This is a genomic window from Nocardioides antri (genome assembly GCF_008373765.1).
Taxonomy (GTDB): Bacteria; Actinomycetota; Actinomycetes; order Propionibacteriales; family Nocardioidaceae; genus Nocardioides; species Nocardioides antri.
In genome coordinates this window covers 449,512-472,836 of record NZ_VUJW01000001.1, presented here as the reverse complement: position 1 = coordinate 472,836, position 23,325 = coordinate 449,512, and the positions used below count along the sequence as shown (strand labels likewise).

The 23,325-nt window shown below is 71.4% G+C and carries 19 protein-coding genes and 1 tRNA gene; 6 read left to right on the top strand and 14 right to left on the bottom strand.

Annotation, left to right across the window (positions count from 1 at the left end; all coding sequences use genetic code 11):
• Positions 1–3: 3 nt before the first annotated feature.
• From F0U47_RS02285 to F0U47_RS02270, 5 genes are all read right to left on the bottom strand, one after another.
• Positions 4–840, bottom strand: coding sequence for a glycosyltransferase (locus tag F0U47_RS02285; RefSeq protein ID WP_149748673.1), 837 nt, complete (start codon positions 838–840; stop codon positions 4–6).
• 102 nt (positions 841–942) lie between these two features.
• Positions 943–1,074 carry a hypothetical protein gene (locus tag F0U47_RS21970; protein ID WP_281290956.1) on the bottom strand — a complete coding sequence of 44 codons (132 nt, stop codon included), beginning with the start codon at positions 1,072–1,074 and terminating at the stop codon, positions 943–945.
• 59 nt (positions 1,075–1,133) lie between these two features.
• The gene (locus tag F0U47_RS02280; protein ID WP_149748672.1) at positions 1,134–2,852 is read right to left on the bottom strand and encodes an MmpA family trehalose lipid delivery protein; all 1,719 of its coding nucleotides are present in this window, start codon (positions 2,850–2,852) and stop codon (positions 1,134–1,136) included.
• The gene (locus tag F0U47_RS02275) at positions 2,849–4,606 is read right to left on the bottom strand and encodes a hypothetical protein (RefSeq protein WP_149748671.1); all 1,758 of its coding nucleotides are present in this window, start codon (positions 4,604–4,606) and stop codon (positions 2,849–2,851) included. The genes F0U47_RS02280 and F0U47_RS02275 overlap by 4 nt, the downstream gene beginning before the upstream one ends.
• Positions 4,603–8,628 (bottom strand): alpha-(1->3)-arabinofuranosyltransferase domain-containing protein, encoded by a 4,026-nt coding sequence (locus F0U47_RS02270; protein WP_149748670.1) that lies wholly within the window; start codon positions 8,626–8,628, stop codon positions 4,603–4,605. The genes F0U47_RS02275 and F0U47_RS02270 overlap by 4 nt, the downstream gene beginning before the upstream one ends.
• A 110-nt stretch (positions 8,629–8,738) precedes the next feature.
• Between F0U47_RS02270 and F0U47_RS02265 the strand changes: the two genes are divergently transcribed.
• The gene (locus F0U47_RS02265; RefSeq protein ID WP_246159382.1) at positions 8,739–10,022 is read left to right on the top strand and encodes a lipopolysaccharide biosynthesis protein; all 1,284 of its coding nucleotides are present in this window, start codon (positions 8,739–8,741) and stop codon (positions 10,020–10,022) included.
• Positions 10,023–10,286: 264 nt separating this feature from the next.
• Here F0U47_RS02265 and polA read toward each other — a convergent pair whose 3' ends face one another.
• Positions 10,287–12,983, bottom strand: coding sequence for a DNA polymerase I (gene polA, locus F0U47_RS02260; protein ID WP_223162623.1), 2,697 nt, complete (start codon positions 12,981–12,983; stop codon positions 10,287–10,289).
• 41 nt (positions 12,984–13,024) lie between these two features.
• Between polA and F0U47_RS02255 the strand changes: the two genes are divergently transcribed.
• The gene (locus F0U47_RS02255) at positions 13,025–13,447 is read left to right on the top strand and encodes a hotdog fold thioesterase (RefSeq protein WP_149748669.1); all 423 of its coding nucleotides are present in this window, start codon (positions 13,025–13,027) and stop codon (positions 13,445–13,447) included.
• Positions 13,448–13,455: 8 nt separating this feature from the next.
• On the opposite strand, the gene F0U47_RS02250 is transcribed toward F0U47_RS02255, so the two are convergent.
• Positions 13,456–14,109: a hypothetical protein gene (locus tag F0U47_RS02250; RefSeq protein ID WP_149748668.1), complete on the bottom strand. Its 654-nt coding sequence runs from the start codon at positions 14,107–14,109 to the stop codon at positions 13,456–13,458.
• Between the two features lie 93 nt (positions 14,110–14,202).
• Positions 14,203–14,811 carry a GNAT family N-acetyltransferase gene (locus F0U47_RS02245; RefSeq protein ID WP_149748667.1) on the bottom strand — a complete coding sequence of 203 codons (609 nt, stop codon included), beginning with the start codon at positions 14,809–14,811 and terminating at the stop codon, positions 14,203–14,205.
• 151 nt (positions 14,812–14,962) lie between these two features.
• Between F0U47_RS02245 and F0U47_RS02240 the strand changes: the two genes are divergently transcribed.
• Genes F0U47_RS02240 through F0U47_RS02230 form a run of 3 tightly spaced genes read left to right on the top strand, consistent with a single transcriptional unit; the run spans position 14,963 to position 17,340 of the window.
• Positions 14,963–15,751 carry an ABC transporter substrate-binding protein gene (locus F0U47_RS02240; protein WP_149748666.1) on the top strand — a complete coding sequence of 263 codons (789 nt, stop codon included), beginning with the start codon at positions 14,963–14,965 and terminating at the stop codon, positions 15,749–15,751.
• 27 nt (positions 15,752–15,778) lie between these two features.
• Positions 15,779–16,585 (top strand): amino acid ABC transporter permease, encoded by an 807-nt coding sequence (locus F0U47_RS02235; RefSeq protein WP_149748665.1) that lies wholly within the window; start codon positions 15,779–15,781, stop codon positions 16,583–16,585.
• Complete coding sequence (locus F0U47_RS02230; RefSeq protein ID WP_149748664.1) at positions 16,582–17,340, top strand: amino acid ABC transporter ATP-binding protein; 759 nt, start codon at positions 16,582–16,584, stop codon at positions 17,338–17,340. The genes F0U47_RS02235 and F0U47_RS02230 overlap by 4 nt, the downstream gene beginning before the upstream one ends.
• Positions 17,341–17,382: 42 nt before the next feature.
• Here F0U47_RS02230 and F0U47_RS02225 read toward each other — a convergent pair whose 3' ends face one another.
• The 6 genes from F0U47_RS02225 to F0U47_RS02200 all read right to left on the bottom strand — a co-directional run bounded on the left by F0U47_RS02225 (position 17,383) and on the right by F0U47_RS02200 (position 23,068).
• A complete protein-coding gene (locus F0U47_RS02225; RefSeq protein ID WP_149748663.1) occupies positions 17,383–18,102 on the bottom strand; it encodes an ABC transporter ATP-binding protein in 720 nt (239 codons plus the stop codon).
• Positions 18,092–18,880: an ABC transporter ATP-binding protein gene (locus F0U47_RS02220; protein WP_149748662.1), complete on the bottom strand. Its 789-nt coding sequence runs from the start codon at positions 18,878–18,880 to the stop codon at positions 18,092–18,094. The genes F0U47_RS02225 and F0U47_RS02220 overlap by 11 nt, the downstream gene beginning before the upstream one ends.
• Positions 18,873–20,039, bottom strand: coding sequence for a branched-chain amino acid ABC transporter permease (locus tag F0U47_RS02215; protein WP_149748661.1), 1,167 nt, complete (start codon positions 20,037–20,039; stop codon positions 18,873–18,875). The genes F0U47_RS02220 and F0U47_RS02215 overlap by 8 nt, the downstream gene beginning before the upstream one ends.
• Positions 20,036–21,037: a branched-chain amino acid ABC transporter permease gene (locus F0U47_RS02210; RefSeq protein ID WP_246159381.1), complete on the bottom strand. Its 1,002-nt coding sequence runs from the start codon at positions 21,035–21,037 to the stop codon at positions 20,036–20,038. Before F0U47_RS02210 ends, F0U47_RS02215 begins: the two co-directional genes overlap by 4 nt.
• Before the next feature lie 103 nt (positions 21,038–21,140).
• Positions 21,141–22,286 carry a branched-chain amino acid ABC transporter substrate-binding protein gene (locus F0U47_RS02205; protein WP_223162622.1) on the bottom strand — a complete coding sequence of 382 codons (1,146 nt, stop codon included), beginning with the start codon at positions 22,284–22,286 and terminating at the stop codon, positions 21,141–21,143.
• 182 nt (positions 22,287–22,468) lie between these two features.
• Positions 22,469–23,068: an ANTAR domain-containing response regulator gene (locus tag F0U47_RS02200; RefSeq protein WP_149748660.1), complete on the bottom strand. Its 600-nt coding sequence runs from the start codon at positions 23,066–23,068 to the stop codon at positions 22,469–22,471.
• A 108-nt stretch (positions 23,069–23,176) separates the two neighbouring features.
• On the opposite strand from F0U47_RS02200, the gene F0U47_RS02195 reads away from it, so the two are divergent.
• Positions 23,177–23,249, top strand: a tRNA-Leu gene (locus F0U47_RS02195).
• Positions 23,250–23,325: the final 76 nt, after the last annotated feature.

The window sequence follows — 23,325 nt, the reverse complement described above, 5'->3', positions numbered from 1 at the left end:
ATCTCAGGCCTCGCTCAGCAGGGAGGCGGCAGCGGGGACGGCGATGGCAACCGGCAGAGCGACAGCGGCCGGACGCGGGATGGGGGACTGCGTACGCGGCCGTGCCGTCGCCCTGCCGGCGACAGGGGTGCCGAGGTGCCGCGTGCGCCAGGCGATCGCGACGAGCTCGGTGAAGGCGCCGGCGCCGTGACGCGCCGGCACGAAGGTGGACCCGGGCACGTCGGTCCAGGTCACGGGGATCTCGTCGATCCGGGCGCCGGCCGCACGCAGCCGCACCAGGAGCTCGACGTCGAAGGAGAACCCGCGGGCGGTCAGCTCCGCGACGGCGGCGCGGGCGACGTCGCCGCGCATCACCTTGAATCCGCACTGGGTGTCGGCGACGCCCGGGACGAGGCGGCGGGCGAGCCTCCGGTACGCGGCGGCTCCCGCTGCGCGGGCGCGGCAGCTGCGGACGTCGGCGACCGACCCGGCCAGCGCGCGCGACCCGATCACGACGTCGGCGCCGAGCCGGATCCGGCGCCACGACTCGTCGAGGGCGGAGAGGTCGGTGGCACCGTCGGCATCCATGAACGCGACCAGGTCGGCGTCGCTCGCGAGCAGCCCGGCGCGGACGGCGGCACCCTTGCCACGCCGTGCGCAGTGCACGACCCGCACCGGCAGACCGGGCGTGCTCGCAGCGCGCCCGATCTCCGCCGTGCGGTCGGTGCTGTCGTTGTCGACGACCAGCACCTCGACCTCGCCGAGGAACGGCCGGCGCTCGGCGACGAACCGGCGCAGGGCGCGCAGGGTACGCGGAAGCCGTAGCTCCTCGTTGTACGCAGGAATGACGATGTGCAGCATCCGGACCCTCCCAAGCCGTCTGCGTCGGACCACCCCGCTCCCCGGGGCGTGTCGCTCTGATCGGCCTCCCGCGTGCTCCCCAGCTGCGGGCGGCCGAGCGACCTACTCGCTCGAGTAGGTGTAGAGCTCGGCGTTCGAGACCGGCTTCTGGTCGCCCTTGGCGGCGTTGACGCCACCCACGAGCAGTGCACTTGCGGCCAGTGCTCCCACGGCCGCGGAAATGAGCATGTTCATGCGAAGGTCCCCTCCCAAAGACCCTGCCCGGCCCGGTGACACCCGGCCGTGCGATCCCGTCACCTTAGGTGACGGAGATCTCTCCCGCGTCGGATTCTGACGGCACCACCGGCCAAAAGGCAAACCGCCGTGACGGCGTGTCCGACCATGACCAGGACAATTGTCCTGGACTTGGTGTCGCGGTCATCCGGAGCGGACGCCGCAGGATCTCCTTCGGCGAGGTCGATGAGCACCAGCTCCTCCCCCTCGTGCACGACGCGCCCCTCGGGAGGCTCGACGTCCGCCACGCCGCGCTCGACCAGGACCCAGCGCACGTCGGCCGCCCGGAGCGCGGCCGCGGGGTCCGCGGCACCGAGCGCGCGTCGTACGTCCTCGACACGGGGATCCTCGGCCGGCACGACGCCGTCGTCGAGCAGCACCCGGTCGTCGACGAGGACCTCGCCGGGGAAGTAGCGCGGCGCAGGGTCCAGGACCGCCCGGCGGTGGTTCCAGTCGAAGCCGCGGTAGGACCCGGCCCACGGCAGCACGACGACGCGCCCCGGCTCGTCCTCGAGCACGGCGGCGACCTCGGCCCACTCCGCGGGGTACGACGACCGGTCCAGCTCGCCGGCCGCCCCCCAGGCCAGCGCCGGGAGCAGCAGCACCGGCGCGACCACGACGAGGCCGACCACGGCCCACAGCGCCTCGCGTCCGGGCCGCACCCGCTCCCGCACCGCGGTCACGGCGCCGGCCGCGCCGACCGCGAGAACCACGCCGAGCGGAGCGAGGAACCGGTGCGAGTCGCGCAGCAGGGCCAGTCCCGGCAGCCGGTCGGCAAGGCCCTCGAGGGCCTCGGCGCCGCCGGGGACGGCCGGAGCGACCGCCACGAGAAGCGCGCCCAGGCCGACTGCGGCCAGCCGGCCCCACTCCCCCGGGTGCGCCCGCACGCCCCGGCGCAGTCCGGCCGCAGCCGCCACCGAGAGTAGGCACGACAGGAGGACGAGCACCGCGCTGGTGCGGCTGTCGGGCAGGATCGACGACTTCCAGATGCCGCCCATCGACGCCACGCTCGGCAACAGGCCGGCACCCGACTCCGCGCGCGCAGCGAAGCTCGCGAACACCCCGTCGGCCGACACCCGCACCGCTTCCGCGGTGACGGCGGGGACCGCCCAGGTCAGGTTCGCGGCCACGCCGACCGCAGCAGTGGCCGCCCATGCGCGCCGGTCGCGACCGAGCGCCAGCACGGCGAGCACGACCGCCGCCATCACCCCGCTCGACGGGCTGCAGACGGCCGCCACGGTGACCGCGATCGCTGCCTCGGCCCAGCCCTGTCGCGGGTCGGCGCGCAGCCGGCGGGCAGCGAGCACCACCCACGGCAGCGCCAGGTAGCCCAGGAGGATCGCCCACTGCCCGATGAGCAGCCGTTCGTAGACCCACGGGTTCCACAGCAGCAGCGTGATCGCCGCTGCCCGGGCGTACCAGGCGTGCTCGCGCGTCACCCGGCCGATCCCGACGCCGCCGAGGAGGAAGCCACCGACGAGCAGGCCGCGCTGCACCCAGCTCCCCGGCACCACCTGGGTCACCACCGAGACCAGGGCGTCCATCGGCACCGCCCGGGGCAGGGCGCCGTCGAGCCCGAGCCAGGCCGGCTTCCACGGCTGCTCCGGGACGAACACCATGTCGCCGAAGAGCCAGTACCCCGGTCCGACGAGGAGCGGGCCGAACACCAGGAGCGCCAGCCCGGCGCTCCACGCGAGGTCGACCACCGTGGCGCGCGGCAGCCGTGTCCCCGGGCTCACGGGGCCTCCGGGAGCCCGGCGGCGACCTCGGTCACGCAGACGTCGACAGGCCCGTCACCGACGAGCTCGAGCTCGTCGACCTCGCCGGCCGCGTCGTCAGGGTCCGACAGGACCAGCCACACCTCGTTCGGCCCGCGCCGGGCGAGGAACTCGGCGCTCCAGTCCGCGGCCGCCACCTCGACCGTCGACTCGGCGGCCGTGTAGTAGCGCACCCGCAGCAGGACCCGCCCGGCCAACGGCCGCTCGAGGTCGACCCGGACGGGTCGCCTCGCCACCGCGTAGCCGCACTCGTCGTCCGGGCCCGGCTCGCTGACGACCCGGCGGACCAGCTCGATCGGCCGGAGGGTCCCGTCGGGCCCGACCGTCCGCAGCCGCGGCGACGGACCGTCGAAGGCCGGCCGCTCGGGCAGCTGCCCGAAGATCGCGGAGTACCGGTTGTCGTCGCCGCCGAGCGGCAGCACCAGCTCGGCGGGCGCGGGACCGTCGAGGATGACCTGGGTCGGGTCGCGAGCGAGGTCGGCGCGGAGGTTCGTGACGAACTCGCGGTCCGCCTTGTTCTGGAAGTGCGGCACGAGCAGCGCCGTACCGAACGCCGCGGCGACGCCGTACGACGCCAGCAGGCCGCCGACGACGGCCGCCCGCCCGCGCCGTGTGGCCGGCGCCGGCAGCGAGGCGCCGCGGAGGCACAGCGCGGCGCAGACGACGGCGACGTGGAGCGTGTGGGCGGAGTGGCGCGGGTCGAGGCCGCTGATCGCGCCGGACGCGGACCAGCCCGACAGCAGCAGGACGAGATCGGTCGCGACGTAGCCGGCCAACATCCCCAAGCCCCAGCGGCGGGCGGGACCGCCGCGCCACAGGAGGAGGGCGGCGACGACAACCACGAGCAGCACGCTGACCACGGTCACCCAGGTCGCGGGGACGACCGCACCGCCGGTCACCCGCCCGGCCCACGGCCCGCCGACGAGACCCGGCACGACGTTCTCGCCGACCAAGGACCACGACAGGTCGAGCTGGTGGCGTGCGCTACCACCGCCACCCTCGACATCGGTGAGCAGGCTGTGCACCACCAGGAAACCGCCGACGACGGCCATCATGCCGACCCAGAGCCAGCGGAACCGGCCCGCCGCGGCCGGCACCCGGCGCCAGCCGGCAGCCTCGTCGGCCAGCGCGACGGCGACCCCGAGCAGCAGCGGCAGGATCAGCACTGCGCGCTCGTGCCACAGCAGCCCGACGGCGGTGACGGACACGATCCCCGCTGCGTTGACCCAGCCGCGGCCGTCGCCCTGCCACCAGCGGACGAGCAGCCAGATCGCGGCGAGCGAGCACAGCACATGGGGCCACAGGAGCATCGCGGCGCTCCACCACAGCGTCGGCGCCAGGGTCATCGGCGCCCACGCGAAGACCGCCAGCAGCACGACACGGGACCAGCGGTCCTCCAGCAGGCGCGACAGGATCAGCCAGACCAGCACGGTCGCCGCGAGGTCGACGGCGAGGATCGCGACGGCGACGACCGGCCAGTCGTACGGCGCCTGGTGCGCCACCACCCACCGCGCGAGCTGCTGGAGCGGGTTGACGTGCCCCTCAAGGTCCGAGGACAGGTAGCCCCAGGTCAGGTCGGACCGGTAGGCCCGGCCGGTCAGGGAGAAGTCGTCCTGGTTGAAGTACGAGCCGGCCAGGAGCCGGCCGCGGACCACCAGCATCACGGCGATCACCCCGAGGGCCGCGGCGCCCTGGCGACCGCGCCAGCTGCTCAACGGGCGCTCCCCGGCAGCCGGAGCACCACGCCGGCGACCAGGCCGACGCCCAGCGCGGCGGCGACGTCGGCGGACCCCTCGAACGCCCCCGGACGGCCGAGCGCGTCGAGCACGCCCGAGAGGGCGACGAGCACACCGCCCCCGACCGCGACGCGGAGATCGACCCGCCACCGGCCGGCCAGTGCGCCGGCGACCATGCCGAGCGACGCCACCGGCCCGAGCAGGAGCAGCGCCGCGGCGACGGCCACCGCCCACGGGACGCGACTGACCGGCTCTTCCGCGGGCCAGGCGACCGGGCCGGCTGCGGCCGTCGTGCGACCGCGAACGCGGCCGACGAGGGACACCAGGCCGAGGACGAGCGCGGCGAGCAGCAGCGATCCGCTCGCGACCAGGCCGAGCGGCAGGATCACGTCGTACGTCGTCTGCGGCTGGTAGCGCAGCTCGACGGTGGTCCGCTCGCCCGCCGGCAGGATCCAGCCCTGCTGCCAGCCGTCGACCCGGACCGGGGTGAGCTCCTCGCCGTCGACCTCGGCCACCCAGCCGTCGTTGAAGTTCTCCGGCAGCGACAGGAGCGACTCGTCGCCGGCTTCGACGACCGCGGTGCGCTCCGTGCTCCCCCACGCCTCGATCCGCACCTTCCGCTCCGTCGTGCGCGAGGACGCGCGCCGGTCGGTCGCCACCAGGTCGACCACGTCGAACGCCGCCGTCGGCGTGGCGTGCAGCCGGTGCTCGCCCGCGCGGAGGTCGACCTCGGCACGCTTGCCGGTCCTCTCGTCGCACGCCTCGAGAGCGAGCGGGCTGCCGTTGACGACGTCGGCCATGGTGCCGGTGACCCGGGTCGCGATCTCCTCACCGTCGAGGTGGAGCACCGGCCCGAGCCCGCAGACCGCCCCCGTCCGGGTGTGGCCCAGCACCGGCCGGGTGACGTCCCACCCGGCAAGCTCGATCTCGGGCACCACGACGTGCGGCGCGTCCGGCGCCTTCTCGAACCGCACCAGCAGGCGGCGGGTCCGGACCGGCTCGATCCGGACCGCGGTGTCGCCGGTCAGTGCCACCTGCTGGGTGTCGCCGTGCGCCGTCAGGACGGCCGCGGAGGGCGCGTTGTCGGCCGCGGCGACGGTGATCGCGGTGATCCTCCGCGGCCGCTTCCAGCGGAACGTCAGGGTCGGGTAGAGGTCGCCGTTGGCGGACACCCACGCCGTCGTGGGCTCACGGTCGTAGGCGAAGCGCGCGGCGACCCGGGGGTCCCCGCCGTACGCCGACGACGCGCCCACCGGCGGCCGCCGCTCGACGCGGTCGAGCAGGCTCGCGGCGGCGGGCGTGCTGCGGGCGACGACGTGTCCGGTGAGCGTCACCTGCTGCGGACCCGCGAGCGTGAAGGTGCGGTCGAGCCCGGACTTCTCCTCCGGCGACCGGATCCTCGCGACGTTGCAGTCGGGAGCGTCGAGCACGACGAAGCACGCGCGGCGTCCCGGCGTGGTGCTGAAGGACCACGAGGCCGAGTCCGGGACCGAGCCGGGCAGCACGAGCGTGCGGTCCGGGCGGAGTCGGTCGACCGCGACCTCCCGCAGGGCCACCCGGGCACCGCGGTCGGCGCTCGCTGCTGCCACTACCCGGACCTCGACCGCGCCGACCTCGCTCCCGTCGAGCTCGACGACCGCCGGGACACCCGACGTGTTGACGTCCACCCGGACCCGCTGCGACCCGGCAACGACCTCGAGCATGCGGATCGGCACGACGGCGGGGTCGTCCGCGACCGGGGTCACCGTCACCTCGTGGACCGCTCGCGGCTCCGTGAACTCCAGACGGAGCCACTGCTCCTCCGGGTCGCCGGACTGGGAGCTGACCCACTGGGTGTCGAGGTCGCCGTCGATCGCCGCAGCCGGGCCGGCCTGCACCAGGACCGGTCCGTAGTTGTCGGCGTAGCCCTGGGCGGTCGACGCCGTGACGGAGGTGAGGCCGTCGTACTCCGCGACGACCTGTTCTCCCGGTCCGCCGGGGAAGTCATGCGCGGCGCGGTCGACCCGCCACGGCTCGTCGGCCGTCATCACGGCCGACACCGCCTCGTCGTTGTTGCCGAAGGCACGCTCCCGCCGCTGGTCGCTGTCGGTCACCACCGTGGCCTCGCGTCCCCAGCCGGGCTCACCCTCGAGCACGGTCGGTACGCCGGTGGCCACCAGGCCGCCGCCCTCGACCGCGAGCAGGCTCTCGGCCGCGCCCCGCACGGTCACCACGTCCTCCAGCGAGGTCGCCCGGAGGACCGGCAGCCGCTCGGGCACCTCGAACACCTCGATCGCGGCCCCTTCGGCGTCGCTGCCGAAGCCGGCCACCCGATCCAGGCCCGCCCGGGACAGCGAGACCGCCGCCGCGCCGGGGTGTGGCGACCCGGTCACCGAGCGCAGCAGGTCGCGCCGGAGCACGACGTGCGTGATGCCCGCGCGGGCGAGCTGGTCGACGAGCGCCTCGGTGGCCTGCCCGGTGGCGATCAGCTGGTCGAGCGCGGACAGGTAGCGGATCGACTCGCCCGGGATCAGCGGCACCTGGGTGCGGCTCACCATCGGCGCACCCCCGAGGATCGCCAGCGGCTCGTCGAGGGTCCAGCCCCACGGGTGCTGGGCGAACCGCGACCCCGGCACGACCAGGGTCCGCCCGCCGTCGGCGCCACCGGCCGCGTGCTCGGCCAGGTACGCCTGTGCCTGCTGCCAGTGGCCCGGGATCTCGTCCCACCCCGGCGTGCGGGTGTCCCACTGCAGGTAGGGGCGACCGAGGACCAGGACCACCAGGAGCGGCGCGAGCAGGATCATCCGCTCGGCGCTCTGGAGCGCGGGCCGCCGCACCAGCAGCGCCTGGACCCCGTGCGCGACCGCGCAGCCGAAGCCGATCGCCAGCGGGAGCCGGACCACCGGGTCGATCTTGTGCACGTTGCGGAAGATCTGCAGGGCGCCGTCGAGAAGCCCGCGCACCAGGTCGGACGTGGGCGCCCCCGCGACACCACCGTGGGCGACGGTCAGGCAGGCCAGGCCGAGCAGGACCGCCAGCAGGAACGGGCGCTTGATCGCGCTGTCGAGGAGGGTGAGGCCGAACAGGCCGGTGCCGACCACCACCGCCGCGACGACGACGAGGGCCGGGTCGGTGGCGAGGTGGAACGCGGCCGGCCACCACGGCTGGTCCCCCGTCACCAGGTAGCCGATCCAGGAGGAGTCGCCGCGGGTGGCCTCCGACCACCCGATGATCGCGGTCGTGTCGCGGGCGCTCTCGACGTACTTGTAGAAGGGCGGGGCGTACCGCGCGAGCACGAGCAGCGGCAGCGCCCACCACAGGCAGGCCACGCCCACCGTCGCCAGCCATCCCGCCGCGAACCTCATGCTCGTCAGCCCCCGGAGGCAGCCCCACCCGACGAGGATCACCGCGAGCGGCAGGCACGCGGCGGTCTCGACGGCGTTGACGCCGCCCATGCACACCACTGCGGCGCCGCTGAGCACCGCGGTCCGCACGGGTGGGAGGACGCCGCGCAGGTGGAGGACCACCGCCAGCACCAGCCACGGCATCACCGCGCCCGGCAGCGACTCCCCGGTCTGTACGGCGACGGTCCCGAGCAGGCGCGGCGAGAACGCGAAGACCACACCTGCCAGCAGGGCCGGGATGTCGTCGAGGTCGACCGCACGGGCCACCCGGCGTGCCCCCTCGCAGGCGACGATGAGCAGCAGCGCCGACCACAGCCGCTGGCTGACCCAGCCCGGCGACCCGAGCGCGTCCGCCATCACGAACCACGTGCCCTGCGGGAAGAGGTAGCCGTAGGCCTGGTTCTGGAACTCCCCGAAGCTCGACTCCGGGTGCCAGAGCGTGAACGCCCCCACGAGGAAGCTCCCCGGCCGCTCGGTCAGCTCTGCGCGGGTGTCGTAGGTCGTCGCGCCCGGTTGCTGGATGACCATGAAGACGGTGACGACGACGTACAGGCACGACGCGATCGCCGCCCCCGTCGCCCCCGTCGGGGTCGTAGCCGTCCCCCTCGTCTCCCGCATCACCCCTCCTCCGTGGCGGAGGTCACTGTATTGGGCGGCCGTCGACCGACAGCCATCGTCAGCCTCCCAGCGGTTCGTCCGGCCGACGCACCGGCGTCTACGCTCGGACCGTGACGAGCGCGGTCGACCGTGGGCAGCCAGGGGACGTCGCGCCCCCGCCGGCCGGCCGTTCGCGCCTGCTCCGGCTGCTGCGCAGCAGCGCCGGCATCGCGCTCGCGATGGCCGTCATGAACATCGGGACCTACGCGTTCCAGATGGTCGCCGCGCGCCTCCTCGGCCCCAGCCAGTACGGCGCGGTCGCGGGCATGATGGCGCTGCTCATGGTGCTGTCGGTCGTCCAGCTCGGCCTCCAGGCCACTGCCGCGCGTCGGATCGCCGCCGCGCCCGAGGACGTCGCGGCCATCGAGCAGACCGTGCTCACGACGACGTGGCGCGCGGCGCTCGCCCTCGGTGCACTGGCCGTCGCCGCGTCGCCGGCGGAGTGGTGGCTGCTACGGCTCGACGGGCTGCTCCCGGCGGTGCTGCTCGGCCTCTGCGTCGTGCCGGTGACCGTCATGGGCGGCCAGGCGGGCGTGCTCCAGGGCGAGCGGCGCTGGCTCCCGTTGAGCCTCCTCTACCTCTCCGTCGGCGTCCCCCGGGTCCTGATCGGCGGGGCGTGCCTGCTGGTGTCGCCGACCGAGGCGAGCGCGATGGTCGGCGTCCTGGCGGCCTCGTGGCTGCCGGTCCTCATCGGGAGCTGGACGCTCCGCAACCGCTCGCACGACGCGATCGTCACCGAGCACGACCGGGAGGTCCGCCGCGACGTACGCCGCGAGACCGCCGGCAGCTCGCTCGCCCTGCTCGCCTTCGTGGCGCTCTCCAACCTCGACGTCGTCGTCGCCCGCAACATCCTCGACGACCACCAGGCCGGCCTCTACGCGGGCGGCCTCATCGTCACCAAGGCGGTCCTCTTCCTCCCGCAGTTCGCGGTCGTGATCCTGTTCCCCTCGATGTCGACCGCCGGCGAGAGCCGCACCGCCGTCCTGCGCGGTCTGGCGTTCCTCACCGCCCTCGGCGCCTGCTGCGTCGCCGGGACCTACCTGCTCAGCGACCTCGCCCTGGTCTTCATCGGCGGCGGCGAGTACGACGACGTGCAGGGCCGGCTGTGGCTCTTCGCCTGCCTCGGCGGGCTCCTCTCGGTCCTGCAGCTCCTGGTGTACGCCGGCCTCGCCAAGCGCGGCCGCTGGACGAAGTACCTCGTCACGCTCGGCGTCATCGCCCTCGTCACTGTGGGCTCGCTCGCGAGCGGCGTCACCGAGCTCGCAGTCACCGTCGCCGTCGTCGACGTGGTCGTGGTCGCGCTGCTCGTCGCGCTCCAGGTGTTTCGGGGGCGGAGGGGCACGGAGACGCTCTGACGCTGCGCGGGTGGGCCTCGCGCGCCCGATGCAGGCGGTGCCGGGAGGTCGCCGCGGGGCAATCGGGGTGCCGCCGGCCAACCGGCCCATCAGCTCTGTCTCAGCGCGTCAGATCCTGGTTCGCGCCTGGCAGGTCGCACCAGGCCCCAGGTGAGGGGGCCGGCGGCGGGGTCCCTGCTCTTGTCCCGCGGCGACCTCCCGAACCGCCCCACCCACGCGCGACACCCACGACCGGCAGCCCACACCAGCCCAGCGCAGCGCCTGCTAGTGCGCAGCCTCGTGCCAGCTGGCGCCGGTGCCGACGGAGACATCCAGGGGCACGGCCAGGTCGGCCGCTCCGCCCATCTGCTCGCGGACGACGGTCTCGAGCGCTTCCCGCTCACCAGGGGCCACCTCGAAGACGAGCTCGTCATGGACCTGGAGCAGCATGCGGGAGCGCAGGCCCTGCTCGTCGACGGCCCGCTGGGTGTGCAGCATGGCGACCTTGATGAGGTCGGCGGCCGAGCCCTGGATCGGGGCGTTGAGCGCCATCCGCTCGGCCATCTCGCGGCGCATCCGGTTGTCGCTGGTCAGGTCGGGGAGGTAGCGACGGCGGCCCATGATGGTCTCGGTGAAGCCGGTGCGGCGGGCCTCGTCGACCACGCCGGCGAGGTAGTCGCGGATGCCGCCGAAGGTCTCGAAGTACTCGTCCATCAGGCCCCGCGCCTCTCCCGGCTCGATGCCGAGCTGCTGGGAGAGCCCGAACGCGGACAGGCCGTAGGCGAGCCCGTAGTTCATCGCCTTGATCTTGGCCCGCATCTCGCTCGTGACCTCGTCGGCCGGCACGTCGAAGACCCGCGACGCGGTGATCGAGTGGAAGTCCTGGCCGGACTTGAACGCCTCGATCAGCAGCTTGTCCTCCGACAGGTGCGCCATGATCCGCATCTCGATCTGGCTGTAGTCGGCCGTCATCAGCGACTCGTAGCCGCTCCCGACGACGAATCCCTCACGGATCCGGCGCCCCTCCTCCGTGCGCACCGGGATGTTCTGCAGGTTCGGGTCGGTGCTCGACAGGCGTCCGGTCGCCGCGATCATCTGGTTGAACGTGGTGTGGATCCGGCCGTCCGGCTGCACGGTCTTGAGCAGGCCCTCGATCGTCTGCCGCAGCCGGCTCACGTCGCGGTGCCGCAGCAGGTGGAGCAGGAACGGGTGCTCGGTCTTGGCGTAGAGGCCCTGGAGCGCGTCGGCGTCGGTCGTGTAGCCGGTCTTGGTGCGCTTGGTCTTGGGCATGCCGAGCTCGTCGAACAGGACGACCTGCAGCTGCTTGGGCGAGCCGAGGTTGATCTCCTTGCCGATGACCGCGAACGCCTCCTCGGCGGCGTTGCGCACCTCGTCGCCGAAGTGCTCCTCGAGCGACGTCAGGTGGTCGAGGTCGACGGCGATGCCGGTCTGCTCCATCCGGGCGAGCAGGTGCACCAGCGGCAGCTCCACCTCGGTCAGCAGCTGCGATCCCCCGGCACGCTCGAGCTCGCCCTCGAGAGCGGTCGACAGGTCGACGACCGCGCGGGCGTAGAGCATGGCGGTGGACGCGATGTCCGCCCCGTCGTCGAAGAGCGCGGCCTGGTCGCTCTCGCTCTCCCCCTTCAGCTCCCGGCGGAGGTAGCGCAGCGTCAGGTCGGCGAGGTCGTAGGAGCGCTGGTCCGGACGGGCGAGGTACGCCGTCAGGGCGGTGTCGCTCACCACGCCGCCGAGCACCCACCCGTGCGCAGCGAGGGCGAGCTCGGGACCTTTCGCGTCGTGCAGGATCTTCGGCCGGGTCGGGTCGGCCAGCCAGGCAGCGAGGGCGGCCTCGTCGTCGGGCCCGAGCGCGGCGATGTCGACGTACGCCGCCTGCCCGTCGGACACGGCGAAGCCCAGGCCCTCGGCCGTCCCGGTGCCGGCGTACCAGCTGCCGCGGACGTGCAGTCCGACCACCTGGTCGCCGAGGCCGTCGAGGAAGGCAGCGACCTCTCCGTCGCCGAGGGTCCTCCCGACGAGCTCGAAGCCGCCCTCCTCCAGCGGTTCCTCGCCGGCGAGGGTCTCGATCGTGCGGGTGCGGAGCTCGCCGCGGAACTCGAGCTCGTCGAAGAGCGTCAGCGCGGCCTGGCGGTCCCAGGGCTGGAGCACCAGCTCGGACGGCCGGACCCCGAGGTCGAGGTCGCAGACCAGGGCGTTGAGCTGGCGGTTGCGGATCACGTCGCCGAGGTGCTCGCGCAGCGCCTCCCCCTTCTTGCCGGTGATCTCGTCGGCGTGGGCGATCACGTTGTCGAGGCCGTCGTAGGTGTTGATCCACTTCGCGGCGAATCCCTGGCCGACGCCCGGCACACCAGGCAGGTTGTCGGAGGTCTCCCCCACGATCGCCGCGAGCTCGGGGTAGCGCTTCGGCGGCACGCCGTACTTCTCCTGGACGGCCGTCGGGGTCATCCGGGCCAGGTCGGAGACGCCGCGCATCGGGTAGAGCACGGTCGACCGCTCGGTGACCAGCTGCAGCGAGTCGCGGTCGCCGGTCAGGATCAGGACCTCGAAGCCGTCGGTCCCTGCGTCATCGGCGGCGAGCGCCTGGGTCACCAGCGTCGCGATGATGTCGTCGGCCTCGTAGCCCTCGGCCTTGAGGTAGGGGATCGAGAACGCGTCGAGGACCCGCTCGATCAACGGCAGCTGGCTGCTGAACTCGACCGGCGTCTTGTTGCGCTTGGCCTTGTACTCGGCGTACTCCGCCAGGCGGAACGTCTGGCGCGAGACGTCGAAGGCGACCGCCGCATGGGTGGGCTGCTCGTCGCGCAGGACGTTGACCAGCATCGAGGTGAACCCGTAGACCGCGTTGGTCTTCTGTCCCGTGGTCGTCGAGAAGTTCTCGACCGGGAGCGCGAAGAACGCGCGGTAGGCCAGCGAGTGGCCGTCGAGGAGCAGCAGGCGCGGGCGTACGGCGGAAGCTTCGGGCACCCGACGACTCTAGCGATCGCCGCCGACAGCAGAATGGGGCCATGACCGACATCGACGAGTTCCTCTCCTCCCTCCCCGACGGGATGGGCGGGCTCAACCACAAGCTGGGCATCGAGCTCGTCGACATCTCGCCCGAGAAGGTCGTCGGGACCATGCCCGTCGAGGGCAACACCCAGCCCTTCCGCCTCCTCCACGGCGGGGCCTCGGTGGCGCTCGCGGAGACGCTGGGATCGGTCGGCTCGGGGCTGCACGCGGCCCAGTACGGCAAGGTGTCGGTCGGCGTCGACATCAACGCGACGCACCACCGCGCGGCGACGTCGGGCACCGTCACCGGCACGGCGACCGCGATCCACCTCGGCCGGACCAGCGCCGCCTACGACGTCGTCATCGTCGACGAGCGCGGGAAGCGGGTCTGCACCTCGCGCATCACCTGCGCGCTGATCGACCCGCGCCCCGTCGACTGACCGGACGCTCAGCCGCAGCCCGCGACCGCTGCCGCCGCGCGAGCCACGATGTCCACGTTGGCCGGGTCGGCCGCGCAGCTCGTGGCGCCGCGGGAGCGGTAGAACGTCGACTGCCATGGCCGGTCGTTGATCCACTTGACGACACCCTTGTCCGGCTCGCGGCCGTCGAGCGTCTTGCACGTCGAGTAGTCGAACCTGCCGTAGGCCTGCCGGACACCCTCGTAGAAGACGTAGGTCTGGGTGCGCCTGACCCGGACCCGGTCGGTCACCCTGATCGCCTCCGCCGAGTTGGCCGTCACCTGGGTGGCGATGTCGATCCCGATGGAGCCCTCGACCTTCACGCCGATCTTCCTGAGCATCCCGCCCACGCTCACCCCGATCCGGCCTGCCGCATCCGCGGTGACCCGCCAGCGATCACGGAACGACGACGTCCGCTCGACGGCGCCGCTCGTCCCACCCGGGATCGTGTGCCCGGACGCGTGTCCGATGACCACCCGCTTGTGGGCAGTCACGTTGCGGACCTTGCTGACGTACACGTCCCGGTCGCAAAGCTGGGCTCCCCTCGCGACCGGCTCCGGCCCTTCGGATGCTCCCGCGGTCGGGCCGGCCAGCGATCCGGTCACGATCGCCAGCCCGGCGATCGCAGTACTGATTCTGCGCATGACATCTCCTCGTGGTGACGTACCGCGCCTGAGACACGCGGCATCGCACCACTGAGAACGTCAGCGTGCCAGGACCGGTTGTACGACGCCCGGCTACTCCGGCGCGACGGGGTCGCGCGGGCCGGGCAGCGGCACCTGCACGTGTCCGGCGGCACGGGCCCGTCGCTGGCTGCGGCGCGCGACCAGCACGCGCGGCGTCGGGCGGCCGGTGCCCGCCACCGTGGACGGCGTGATCCGGCTGCGCACGACCGAGGTCGGTGCCAGGCGGAAGGTCCCGACCGGCGCGAGCGAGAGGCGCGCCATGAACCGGTTGGCGTCGCGGGCCGTCGCCGGCACCGCTGTCGCGACGTGCAGGATGCCGTTCTCCTCGGCGAAGGAGACCGCTGCCTCCATCAGTGCCCGACCGACGCCCCGCCGGCGGAACTGGTCGAACACCCGCGGCTGGATCGACTGGACGCACGGCTCGAGGTTGATCGGTGACACCGTGGCGAGCCGCAGGAAGACGGCGCCGGCGACCTGGCCGTCGGACTCGACGACGACGAAGCGCTGCTCGGGAGAGGCGGCCGCCGCCTTGATGACGAGCTCGAGATCGGCGATCTGCTCGGACCGGTCGACGCGCCGCAGCACGTCGCACCAGAGCTCAGCAAGCACAGGGGCGTCCTCGCGGCGCGCGATCCTCGGCGTCACGCTGTACCGGCTCATGCCACCCCTTCCTGGTCGGCGATCACCCTACGCCCGGACCCGCCCTGAGCGACAGGTGCCGATTCGCAGGCAGGTCACGATCGGAGAACATCCCCGCGCCGTCCGCCGCCCGACACTCGTGCCGAACGGGACGAACGCCTACAGTGCCGCCATGCAGAAGTCGCGTCTCTCCGCCCTGGCCCTGTCCACCTTCGCCGCGATCGTCCTCAGCAGCTGCGGCTCAGACGAGGGCGGCACGACGTCCACCGGCGCCGACGTCATCAAGGAAGGCACGCTGACGGTCTGTTCCGACGTGCCCTACCCGCCGTTCGAGGACTTCGACAAGGGCAGCGAGATCGGGTTCAAGGGCTTCGACATCGACGTCGTCGCCGAGATCGCCGAGCGGCTGGAGCTCGACCTGGAGGTCAAGGACTCCTCGTTCGACGCGCTCCAGAGCGGCCAGGCGCTCAACGCCGGCCAGTGCGACCTCGCGGCCTCCGCGATGACGATCACCGAGGAGCGCGAGGCCAACCTCGACTTCTCCGACGGCTACTACGACTCCCAGCAGTCGCTCCTCGTCCCGACCGGCAGCGACATCCAGTCGATCGACGACCTCGACGGCAAGACGGTCGGCGTCCAGCAGGGCACGACCGGCAAGGCCTACGCGGAAGAGAACGCCTCAGGTGCGGATCTGACGTCGTTCCCGAGCGACGCCGAGATGTTCCAGGCGATCAAGGCGGGCCAGGTCGACGCGCTCCTCCAGGACCTCCCGGTCAACCTCGACCACACCAAGGGCGGCGAGTTCGAGGTCGTCGAGACCTACGACACCGACGAGGAGTACGGCCTGGCGATCAAGAAGGGCAACTCGCAGCTGGTCGACGACGTCAACGGCGCTCTCGAGGAGATGCGCGAGGACGGCACGTACGACGAGATCTACAACAAGTACTTCGCCACGAACTGATCGCTCGGCGATCGGTAGTCCGAACCCGTGAAGCGAACCACCAAGCAGCGCCTGGTCCGCCTGGCGCTCTACGCCCTCTTCGTCGTCCTCCTCGTCGCGCTGTACTTCGCCGCGGACTGGCCGACGATCCGGCAGAACTTCTGGAACCCCGGCGGCGTGGCGCTCTCCGGTGGCAACTGGGGGGACATGATCACGATCGGGGTCAAGAACACCCTGATCTACACCGCGATCGCGTTCGGCGGGGGGTTGCTCGTCGGGCTGGTGGCGGCGTTGATGCGCCTGTCCCCGGTGGCGCCGTACCGGTGGCTCGCGACGATCTACGTCGAGTTCTTCCGAGGGCTCCCGGTGCTCGTCGTGCTGCTGTTCATGGCGTTCGGCATCCCGATCGCGTTCCAGTGGACACCGCCCGGGGGGATCGTCGGCGCCGGACTGATCGGCTTGGTCATCGTCGCGGGCGCCTACATGGCCGAGACCATCCGCGCCGGCATCCAGGCAGTGCCGAAGGGGCAGACCGAGGCGGCGCGCTCGCTCGGCATGGGTGCGGGCAGCACCACCGTCCGGGTCGTGCTGCCGCAGGCGATCCGGATCGTGGTGCCGCCGCTCACCAACGAGTTCGTGCTGCTCCTCAAGGACACCTCGCTGCTGTTCATCATCGGCGTGCAGTTCGACGAGCGCGAGCTCACGACGGTCGCCCGCGACCTCACCACCACCGGCCCGTCTGCGGGCACCTCGACCAGCCTCATCCAAGCCGCGCTCCTGTACCTCGTCATCACGATCCCGCTCACCCAGCTCGTGGCCTGGCTCGAGCGGCGCCAGAGAAGGGCCTCCCGATGACCGCAGCACCCCAGCCCCGCACCGACGTACCCGCGATCCAGGTCCGCGCGCTGCACAAGTACTTCGGCAAGAACGAGGTGCTCAAGGGCATCGACTTCAACGTCGACCAGGCCGAGGTGGTCTGCGTGATCGGACCGTCCGGGTCCGGCAAGTCGACGCTGCTCCGGTGCGTCAACCGGCTCGAGGAGCCGACGTCGGGCGAGATCCTGGTCGAGGGCATCGACATCTGCGACCCGGAGGTCGACCTCGACGGGGTCCGGTCCCGGATCGGCATGGTCTTCCAGCAGTTCAACCTGTTCCCCCACCTCAACGTGATGAAGAACCTGACCCTGGCGCAGCGCACGGTGAAGGGCCGCAGCAAGGACGAGGCCGTCGAGATCGCGCGCCGCAACCTGGACAAGGTCGGGCTGGCCGGAAAGGAGTCGGCGTACCCCGCCCACCTGTCCGGCGGTCAGCAGCAGCGGGTCGCGATCGCCCGTGCGCTGTCGATGGACCCGGACATGATGCTGTTCGACGAGTGCACGAGCGCGCTCGACCCCGAGCTGGTCGGTGACGTCCTCGCCGTCATGAAGGACCTGGCGTCCGAGGGCATGACGATGATGGTCGTGACCCACGAGATGGGCTTCGCCCGCGAGGTCGGCAACAAGGTGGTCTTCATGGACGGCGGGGTCGTCGTGGAGGAGGGACTGCCCGACGCCGTGCTCGGCGAGCCGCAGCACGAGCGGACGAAGGCCTTCCTCTCGAAGGTGCTGTAGACCTCCGGTTCGAAAAGGTCGCCCTGGCGACCGTCCCGAGACCTAGACGTCGCCGCCGAGGTACGCCGCCTTGACGGCCTCGTCGCCGGCGAGCTCCGCGCCGGTGCCGGACCGGACGATCGCCCCGGTCTCCAGGATGTGCGCCTCGTCGGACCGCTTGAGCGCCTGCGCGGCGTTCTGCTCGACCAGGAGCACGGTGGTGCCCTGCTCGTTGATCTCGGTCACGATCGAGAAGATCTGCTGGATCAGCTTCGGCGCCAGACCCATCGAGGGCTCGTCGAGCAGCAGCAGTCGCGGCCGCGACATGAGCGCACGGCCCATCGCCACCATCTGCTGCTCACCCCCGGACAACGTGCCAGCCGGCTGGTTGATCCGCTCCTGCAGCCGCGGGAACAGGGTCAGCACCCGGTCGAGGTCGTCACGGTAGGCCTGGGTCTTGCGGTCCTTCCGGACGAACGCACCCATGTCCAGGTTCTCGCGCACCGTCATGCCGACGAAGCAGCGGCGTCCCTCGGGCGACTGGTTGATGCCGAGCTTCACCCGTTCGTACGGCGCCAGCGACGTGATGTCCTTGCCGTCGAACCTGACCGTCCCCGCGCGCACCTTGCGGAGCCCGGAGACGGTCTTCAGCGTCGTCGTCTTGCCGGCGCCGTTCGCCCCGATCAGTGTCGTGACGGTGCCCTCCGGGACGCCGAAGCTGATGTCGCGGATGGCCTCGATATGTCCGTAGTTGACGCACAGGCCCTCGACCTCAAGAAGCATCTTCTTCGTCCACTCCCAGGTAGGCCGCGATGACCGCGGGGTTGTCACGGATCTCGGCGGGTGTGCCCTCGGCGATCAGCCGGCCGAACTCCAGCACGACGATCCGGTCGGTCACGCCCATCACGAGCCTCATGTCGTGCTCGATCAGGAGGACGGTGAAACCCCGGTCGCGCACCTTGCGGATGAGCTCCATGAGCTGGACCTTCTCCTGCGGGTTGAACCCGGCGGCCGGCTCGTCGAGACAGATCAGCTTCGGGCCGGTCGCCATCGCGCGGGCGATCTCGAGCCGGCGCTGGTCACCGTAGGACAGGTTCGCTGCGAGCTCGTCGGCCCGCTTGTGGATGCCCATGAAGCGCAGCAGCTCCATCGCCCGCTCGTGGCCGTCGCGTTCCTCCGCCCGGTGCCGCGGCAGCCGGAAGAGAGCGCTGAACATGCCCGTCTTGTGCTGCGCGTCCGCACCCACCAGGACGTTCTCCAGCGCCGTCATCGACGGGAAGAGCCGGATGTTCTGGAACGTCCGGGCGATGCCGAGCTGGGTGATCCGGTAGCGCTTGACGCCGGTCAACGAGCGGCCCTGGAAGCGGATGTCCCCGGAGGTCGGGCGGTAGACGCCGGTGACCGCGTTGAAGCAGGTCGTCTTGCCGGCGCCGTTGGGCCCGATCAGCCCGAGAATCTCGCCTTCCTTGATGCCGAACGACACGTCGTCCAGCGCCGTGAGCCCGCCGAACTTGAGCGTGAGGTTCTGGACCTCGAGGATCGGGGTGGTCGCGTCAGACACGGGCGGCCTCCTCTCCGTCGTCGTGGCCGGTCTCCAGCACCTCGAGCTCGTGCTCCATCTGTTTCGCCCGGACCGTCCGCCTCGGCGGGAACAGCCCCTCCGGGCGGAGGATCGCGAGCGCCACGAGCGCTGCGCCGAAGACCAGCACCCGGAAGTCGTCGAAGTCGCGGAACCGCTGCGGCAGGTAGGCGACGAGGAAGGCACCGACGAGAACGCCCCAGCGGTTGCCCTGCCCGCCGACGACGACCGCCGCCAGGAAGAGGATCGAGAAGAGCAGCAGGAACGAGTCGGGGTTGATGAAGCTCTGGCGACTGGCGAAGAGAGCACCGGCGAGACCGCCGATGAAGGCGCCGGTGGCGAACGCGAGCAGCTTGAACTTGAACGTCGGCACGCCCATCAGCTCGGCGGCGTCCTCGTCCTCGCGGGTCGCCTCCCACGCGCGTCCCACGCGGCTGTTCTTGATGAGGTAGTCCGCGAGGAGGACCAGGAGGACGACCGTGAGGCCGAGCCAGTAGTACGGGATCTGGTCGAGCACGCCGAACACGAGGAACTGGGTCGTGTCCTCGGTGTCCACGAGCACGGTGCCGTCGCCCCAGTAGAGGTGCGGGATCTCGAAGATCCCCTTCAGGCCGGGCTCGGCCTCCCCGACCACGACGCCGCCGTCCTCCCCCGTCATGACGCTCGGCGGGCGGGCGATGTTGGAGATGCCGCGCCGGTCTCCGAGCCACTCGGTGTTGACCGCGACCAGGCGGATGATCTCACCGAAGCCGAGCGTCACGATCGCCAGGTAGTCGCCGCGCACCCGCAGCGTGGGCGCTCCGAGGATCAGTCCGGCGATCGTCGTCGCGGCGACAGCGAAAGGCAGGGACAGCAGCAGCGGCCAGTTGGCGTGGAACGACGTCAGGATCGCGGCCGTGTAGGCGCCGACGGCGTAGAAGCCGACGTAGCCGAGGTCGAGGAGGCCGGCGTAGCCGACCACGATGTTGAGGCCGAGCGCGATCAGGCAGTACATCGTCACCACGAAGAGCACGCCGCCGAAGTCCACGCCGGGCGTGCTGATGATCGGCGGCTCCAGGATCGGCAGGGCATACGCGAGGATCGCGAGCAGCACCCAGAAGGCGAGCTTGACGGGCTTCGGCAGGGCCTTGAGCTTGTTCATACTCGTGCCTTTCCGAGGGACTCACCCAACAGACCGGTGGGCCGGAACAGCAGGATCACGACGAGGAGCACGAACGCGACGACGTGGCGCCACTCGCCGCCGAACAGCGCCTGACCCCAGTTCTCTGCCACGCCGAGCACCAGGCCCCCGAGCAGCGCGCCGCGGAGGTTGCCGATGCCGCCGAGCACGGCGGCGGTGAACGCCTTGACGCCGAGCAGGAAGCCGACGTCGAACTTCGTCGTCTCGATCTTGAGCATGTAGAGGAAGGCTGCGGCACCTGCCATCAGTCCGCCGATGAGGAAGGTGTACTGGATGGTCCGGGTCGGGTTGACGCCCATGAGCGCCGCCGTCTCCTGGTCCTGCGCGGTGGCGCGGATGCCTCGGCCGAGCTTGGAGCGGCGTACGAACTGGTCGACGATCACCATCATCGCGATCGCCGCCGCGATCACGAGGAGGTCGACCGTCTTGATCGACAGGCCGCCGATGTTGACGTCCGGCATGTTCACGACGCTCGCCATGCTCTGGTTGATGCGGGCGCCGGAGACGTAGCGGTCCAGGTCGTCGTCGAGGCCGACCCAGGCGGTGACCTTGTCGCGGAGGCCCATCAGCTCCGCGAGGACGAACGACGCGCCGATGGCCGAGATCAGGGCGATCAGGCGGGGCGCGTCCTTCTTGATGAGCGGACGGTAGGCGACGCGCTCGAGCGCGAGAGCGATGAGTGCGGAGGTCGCCATCGCCATGACCAGGCCGAGGAGCAGGATCAGCAGCAGCTGGATGCCCCCCACTCCGCCACCGGTGCCGGTCAGCGCCCACACCGTCCACAGCGTGGCGAAGGTGCCGTACATGAACACCTCGGAATGGGCGAAGTTGATCAGCTGCAGCACGCCGTAGACCATCGTGTAGCCCAGGGCGATGAGCGCGTAGATCGCGCCGAACGCAAGGCCGGTGATGGTGAGCTCCGGCAGGTTGCTGAACAGGAACTGGTAGTCGAACTCCACGGCGCCTCCTCAGGCGACAGCCTCGCAGGGCTGCGGCCGGGGAGGAAGGCCTCCCCGGCCGCAGATCCAGACCGCGCGGTGACGGTTCAGTTGCGAGAGATGATCAGCTGATCTCGCCCTCAGGGACGATCTCGCCGCCCTCGACGGTGTAGGCGTACACGTGCACCTCGCTGGGCTCGCCGTTCTCGGCGAAGCTCAGCTGCTTGGTGACGCCGGCCTCGTCGTACTCGTTGACGAAGGTGAGCATGTCCGCCCGGTTGTCGATGCCCTCGGCGATGCCGTCGAGGAAGATGTTCGCCGCGTCGTAGGCCTCGGCCGCGTAGGTGCCGGGCTCCTCACCGAACTCCGCCTCGTAGGCCTCCGCGAACTCAGCGACACCCGGGTCGGTGGCGGGGATGCAGGGGCACGTGATGATCGTGCCCTCGGCCGCCTCACCGGCGTCGAGGTAGGCCGGGTCCTTCACGCCGTCGGCAACGACGAAGGTGCCGTCGAAGCCGCCGTCACGGAGCTGGCCGATCAGGATCGTCGCCTCGGCGTAGTAGCCGCCGAAGAACACGGTGTCCGCTCCCGAGTCGTTGACGCGGGTCACCGTCGCCGAGAAGTCGGTGTCACCGGCCTGGATGGTGTCCGTGCCGACCACCGTGTCCGCCAGGTCCTCCTCGACGATGCCGGCCAGGCCGGCGCCGTACTCCGACGCGTCGTCGATCACGAACACGCCCTCGGCCCCGATGGTCTCGGAGATGTACTTCGCCGCTGCCGGACCCTGGGTCGCGTCGTTGCCGAGCGCCCGGTGGAAGGTGTCCCAGCCGTTGTCGGCGAGGGTCGGGTTGGTGGCCGACGGCGTGACGGTCGGGACGCCGCCCTCGGCGAAGATCGGACCTGCGGCCGCGGACTCACCCGAGAAGGCGGGGCCGACGACGCCGATGATCGACTCGTCGCCGGCGACCTCGGTCGCCAGTGACGGCGCCTCGTCGGGGCTGCCCTGCGAGTCGAAGAGCTCGTAGTTGACCTCGCACTCGGCGTCCTCGTTGTACTGGTCGATCGCGAGCTGCGCGCCCTGGATGATCGGCTGCCCGAGACCTGCTGCCGGACCGGTCTCCGGGCCGAAGAACGCCAACGTCAGGTCACACGCGGCTTCTCCCCCGCCGCCGCCACCACCGTTGTCGTCCTCGGTCGTGCCACAGGCCGACAGTGCAAGACCCAGCGTGAGCGCAATCGCGCCGACGCCGACTACCTTGTTTCGCCTCAAGACGTTCCCACTTCCTTGACGGCTCCGCCCGACGGACGGGCGAAGACTCGGTCGCAGGCGCACGGGATCGCGCCTGCTTTGCCGCCGGAACCTACACCGACCAACGAGCAGTTGGAAGGAAGAAGTGCGGCCGCGCCACGAATCCTGATAATTCCGTTACCTGACTGAGTCGCGACGCCCGGTCAGGAGGACGCCCCGGGAACCCCGTGGGAGACGACTCCGTCGGCGACCTCGCGCATCGACATCCGCAGATCCATCGCCGTCTTCTGGATCCAGCGGAACGCCTCGGGCTCTGTCAGCGAGAGCTGCTCCTGGAGAATCCCCTTCGCCCGGTCGATCGCCTTCCGGGTCTCCAGCCGCTCCTTGAGGTCGGTGACCTCCTCCTCGAGCTGGGCGATCTCGGCGAACCGGCTGACCGCCATCTCGATCGCGGGAACCAGCTCGGACTGGGTGAACGGCTTGACCAGGTAGGACATGGCCCCCGCGTCCCGGGCCCGCTCGACGAGGTCGCGCTGCGAGAACGCCGTCAGCATGACCACCGGCGCGATCCGCTTGCCGGCGATGGCCTCCGCCGCAGCAATGCCGTCCAGCACCGGCATCTTCACGTCGAGGATCACCAGGTCGGGCCTCAGCTCCTCGGCGAGCTCGATCGCCTTCGCCCCGTCGCCCGCCTGCCCGACGACGTCGTAGCCCTCCTCCGCCAGCATCTCGGCCAGGTCCATCCGGATCAGGGTCTCGTCCTCGGCTATGACGACGGTGCGGGGAGCGGGCGTCTCGTTCACGGGCAAAGGTTATCGGTGGCCGCGTTTCGTCTGGATGTCCCCGTATCGGTCGGACGGCCCGCGTGCGGGGCGACGGGGAGGCATCGGTTACGGTTTCCGGTGCTGTCGGCCCCGGTAGTCCAACGGCAGAGACAATGTGCTCAAACCACATCCAGTGTGAGTTCGAATCTCACCCGGGGCACCCTTCGTCGGCCATGAAGTGTCGGCCATCAGGCAGAGACTCCCGGTGTGTACTCCCAACACACGCGCGAGCGCGC

What these genes read in the sequence shown, in the direction of transcription:
- F0U47_RS02285 (WP_149748673.1), bottom strand. Translation starts at nt 840, where the DNA reads ATGCTGCACATCGTCATTCCTGCGTACAACGAGGAGCTACGGCTTCCG.
- F0U47_RS21970 (WP_281290956.1), bottom strand. Translation starts at nt 1,074, where the DNA reads ATGAACATGCTCATTTCCGCGGCCGTGGGAGCACTGGCCGCAAGTGCA.
- F0U47_RS02270 (WP_149748670.1), bottom strand. Translation starts at nt 8,628, where the DNA reads ATGCGGGAGACGAGGGGGACGGCTACGACCCCGACGGGGGCGACGGGG.
- F0U47_RS02255 (WP_149748669.1), top strand. Translation starts at nt 13,025, where the DNA reads ATGACCGACATCGACGAGTTCCTCTCCTCCCTCCCCGACGGGATGGGC.
- F0U47_RS02250 (WP_149748668.1), bottom strand. Translation starts at nt 14,109, where the DNA reads ATGCGCAGAATCAGTACTGCGATCGCCGGGCTGGCGATCGTGACCGGA.
- F0U47_RS02245 (WP_149748667.1), bottom strand. Translation starts at nt 14,811, where the DNA reads ATGAGCCGGTACAGCGTGACGCCGAGGATCGCGCGCCGCGAGGACGCC.
- F0U47_RS02240 (WP_149748666.1), top strand. Translation starts at nt 14,963, where the DNA reads ATGCAGAAGTCGCGTCTCTCCGCCCTGGCCCTGTCCACCTTCGCCGCG.
- F0U47_RS02230 (WP_149748664.1), top strand. Translation starts at nt 16,582, where the DNA reads ATGACCGCAGCACCCCAGCCCCGCACCGACGTACCCGCGATCCAGGTC.
- F0U47_RS02225 (WP_149748663.1), bottom strand. Translation starts at nt 18,102, where the DNA reads ATGCTTCTTGAGGTCGAGGGCCTGTGCGTCAACTACGGACATATCGAG.
- F0U47_RS02215 (WP_149748661.1), bottom strand. Translation starts at nt 20,039, where the DNA reads ATGAACAAGCTCAAGGCCCTGCCGAAGCCCGTCAAGCTCGCCTTCTGG.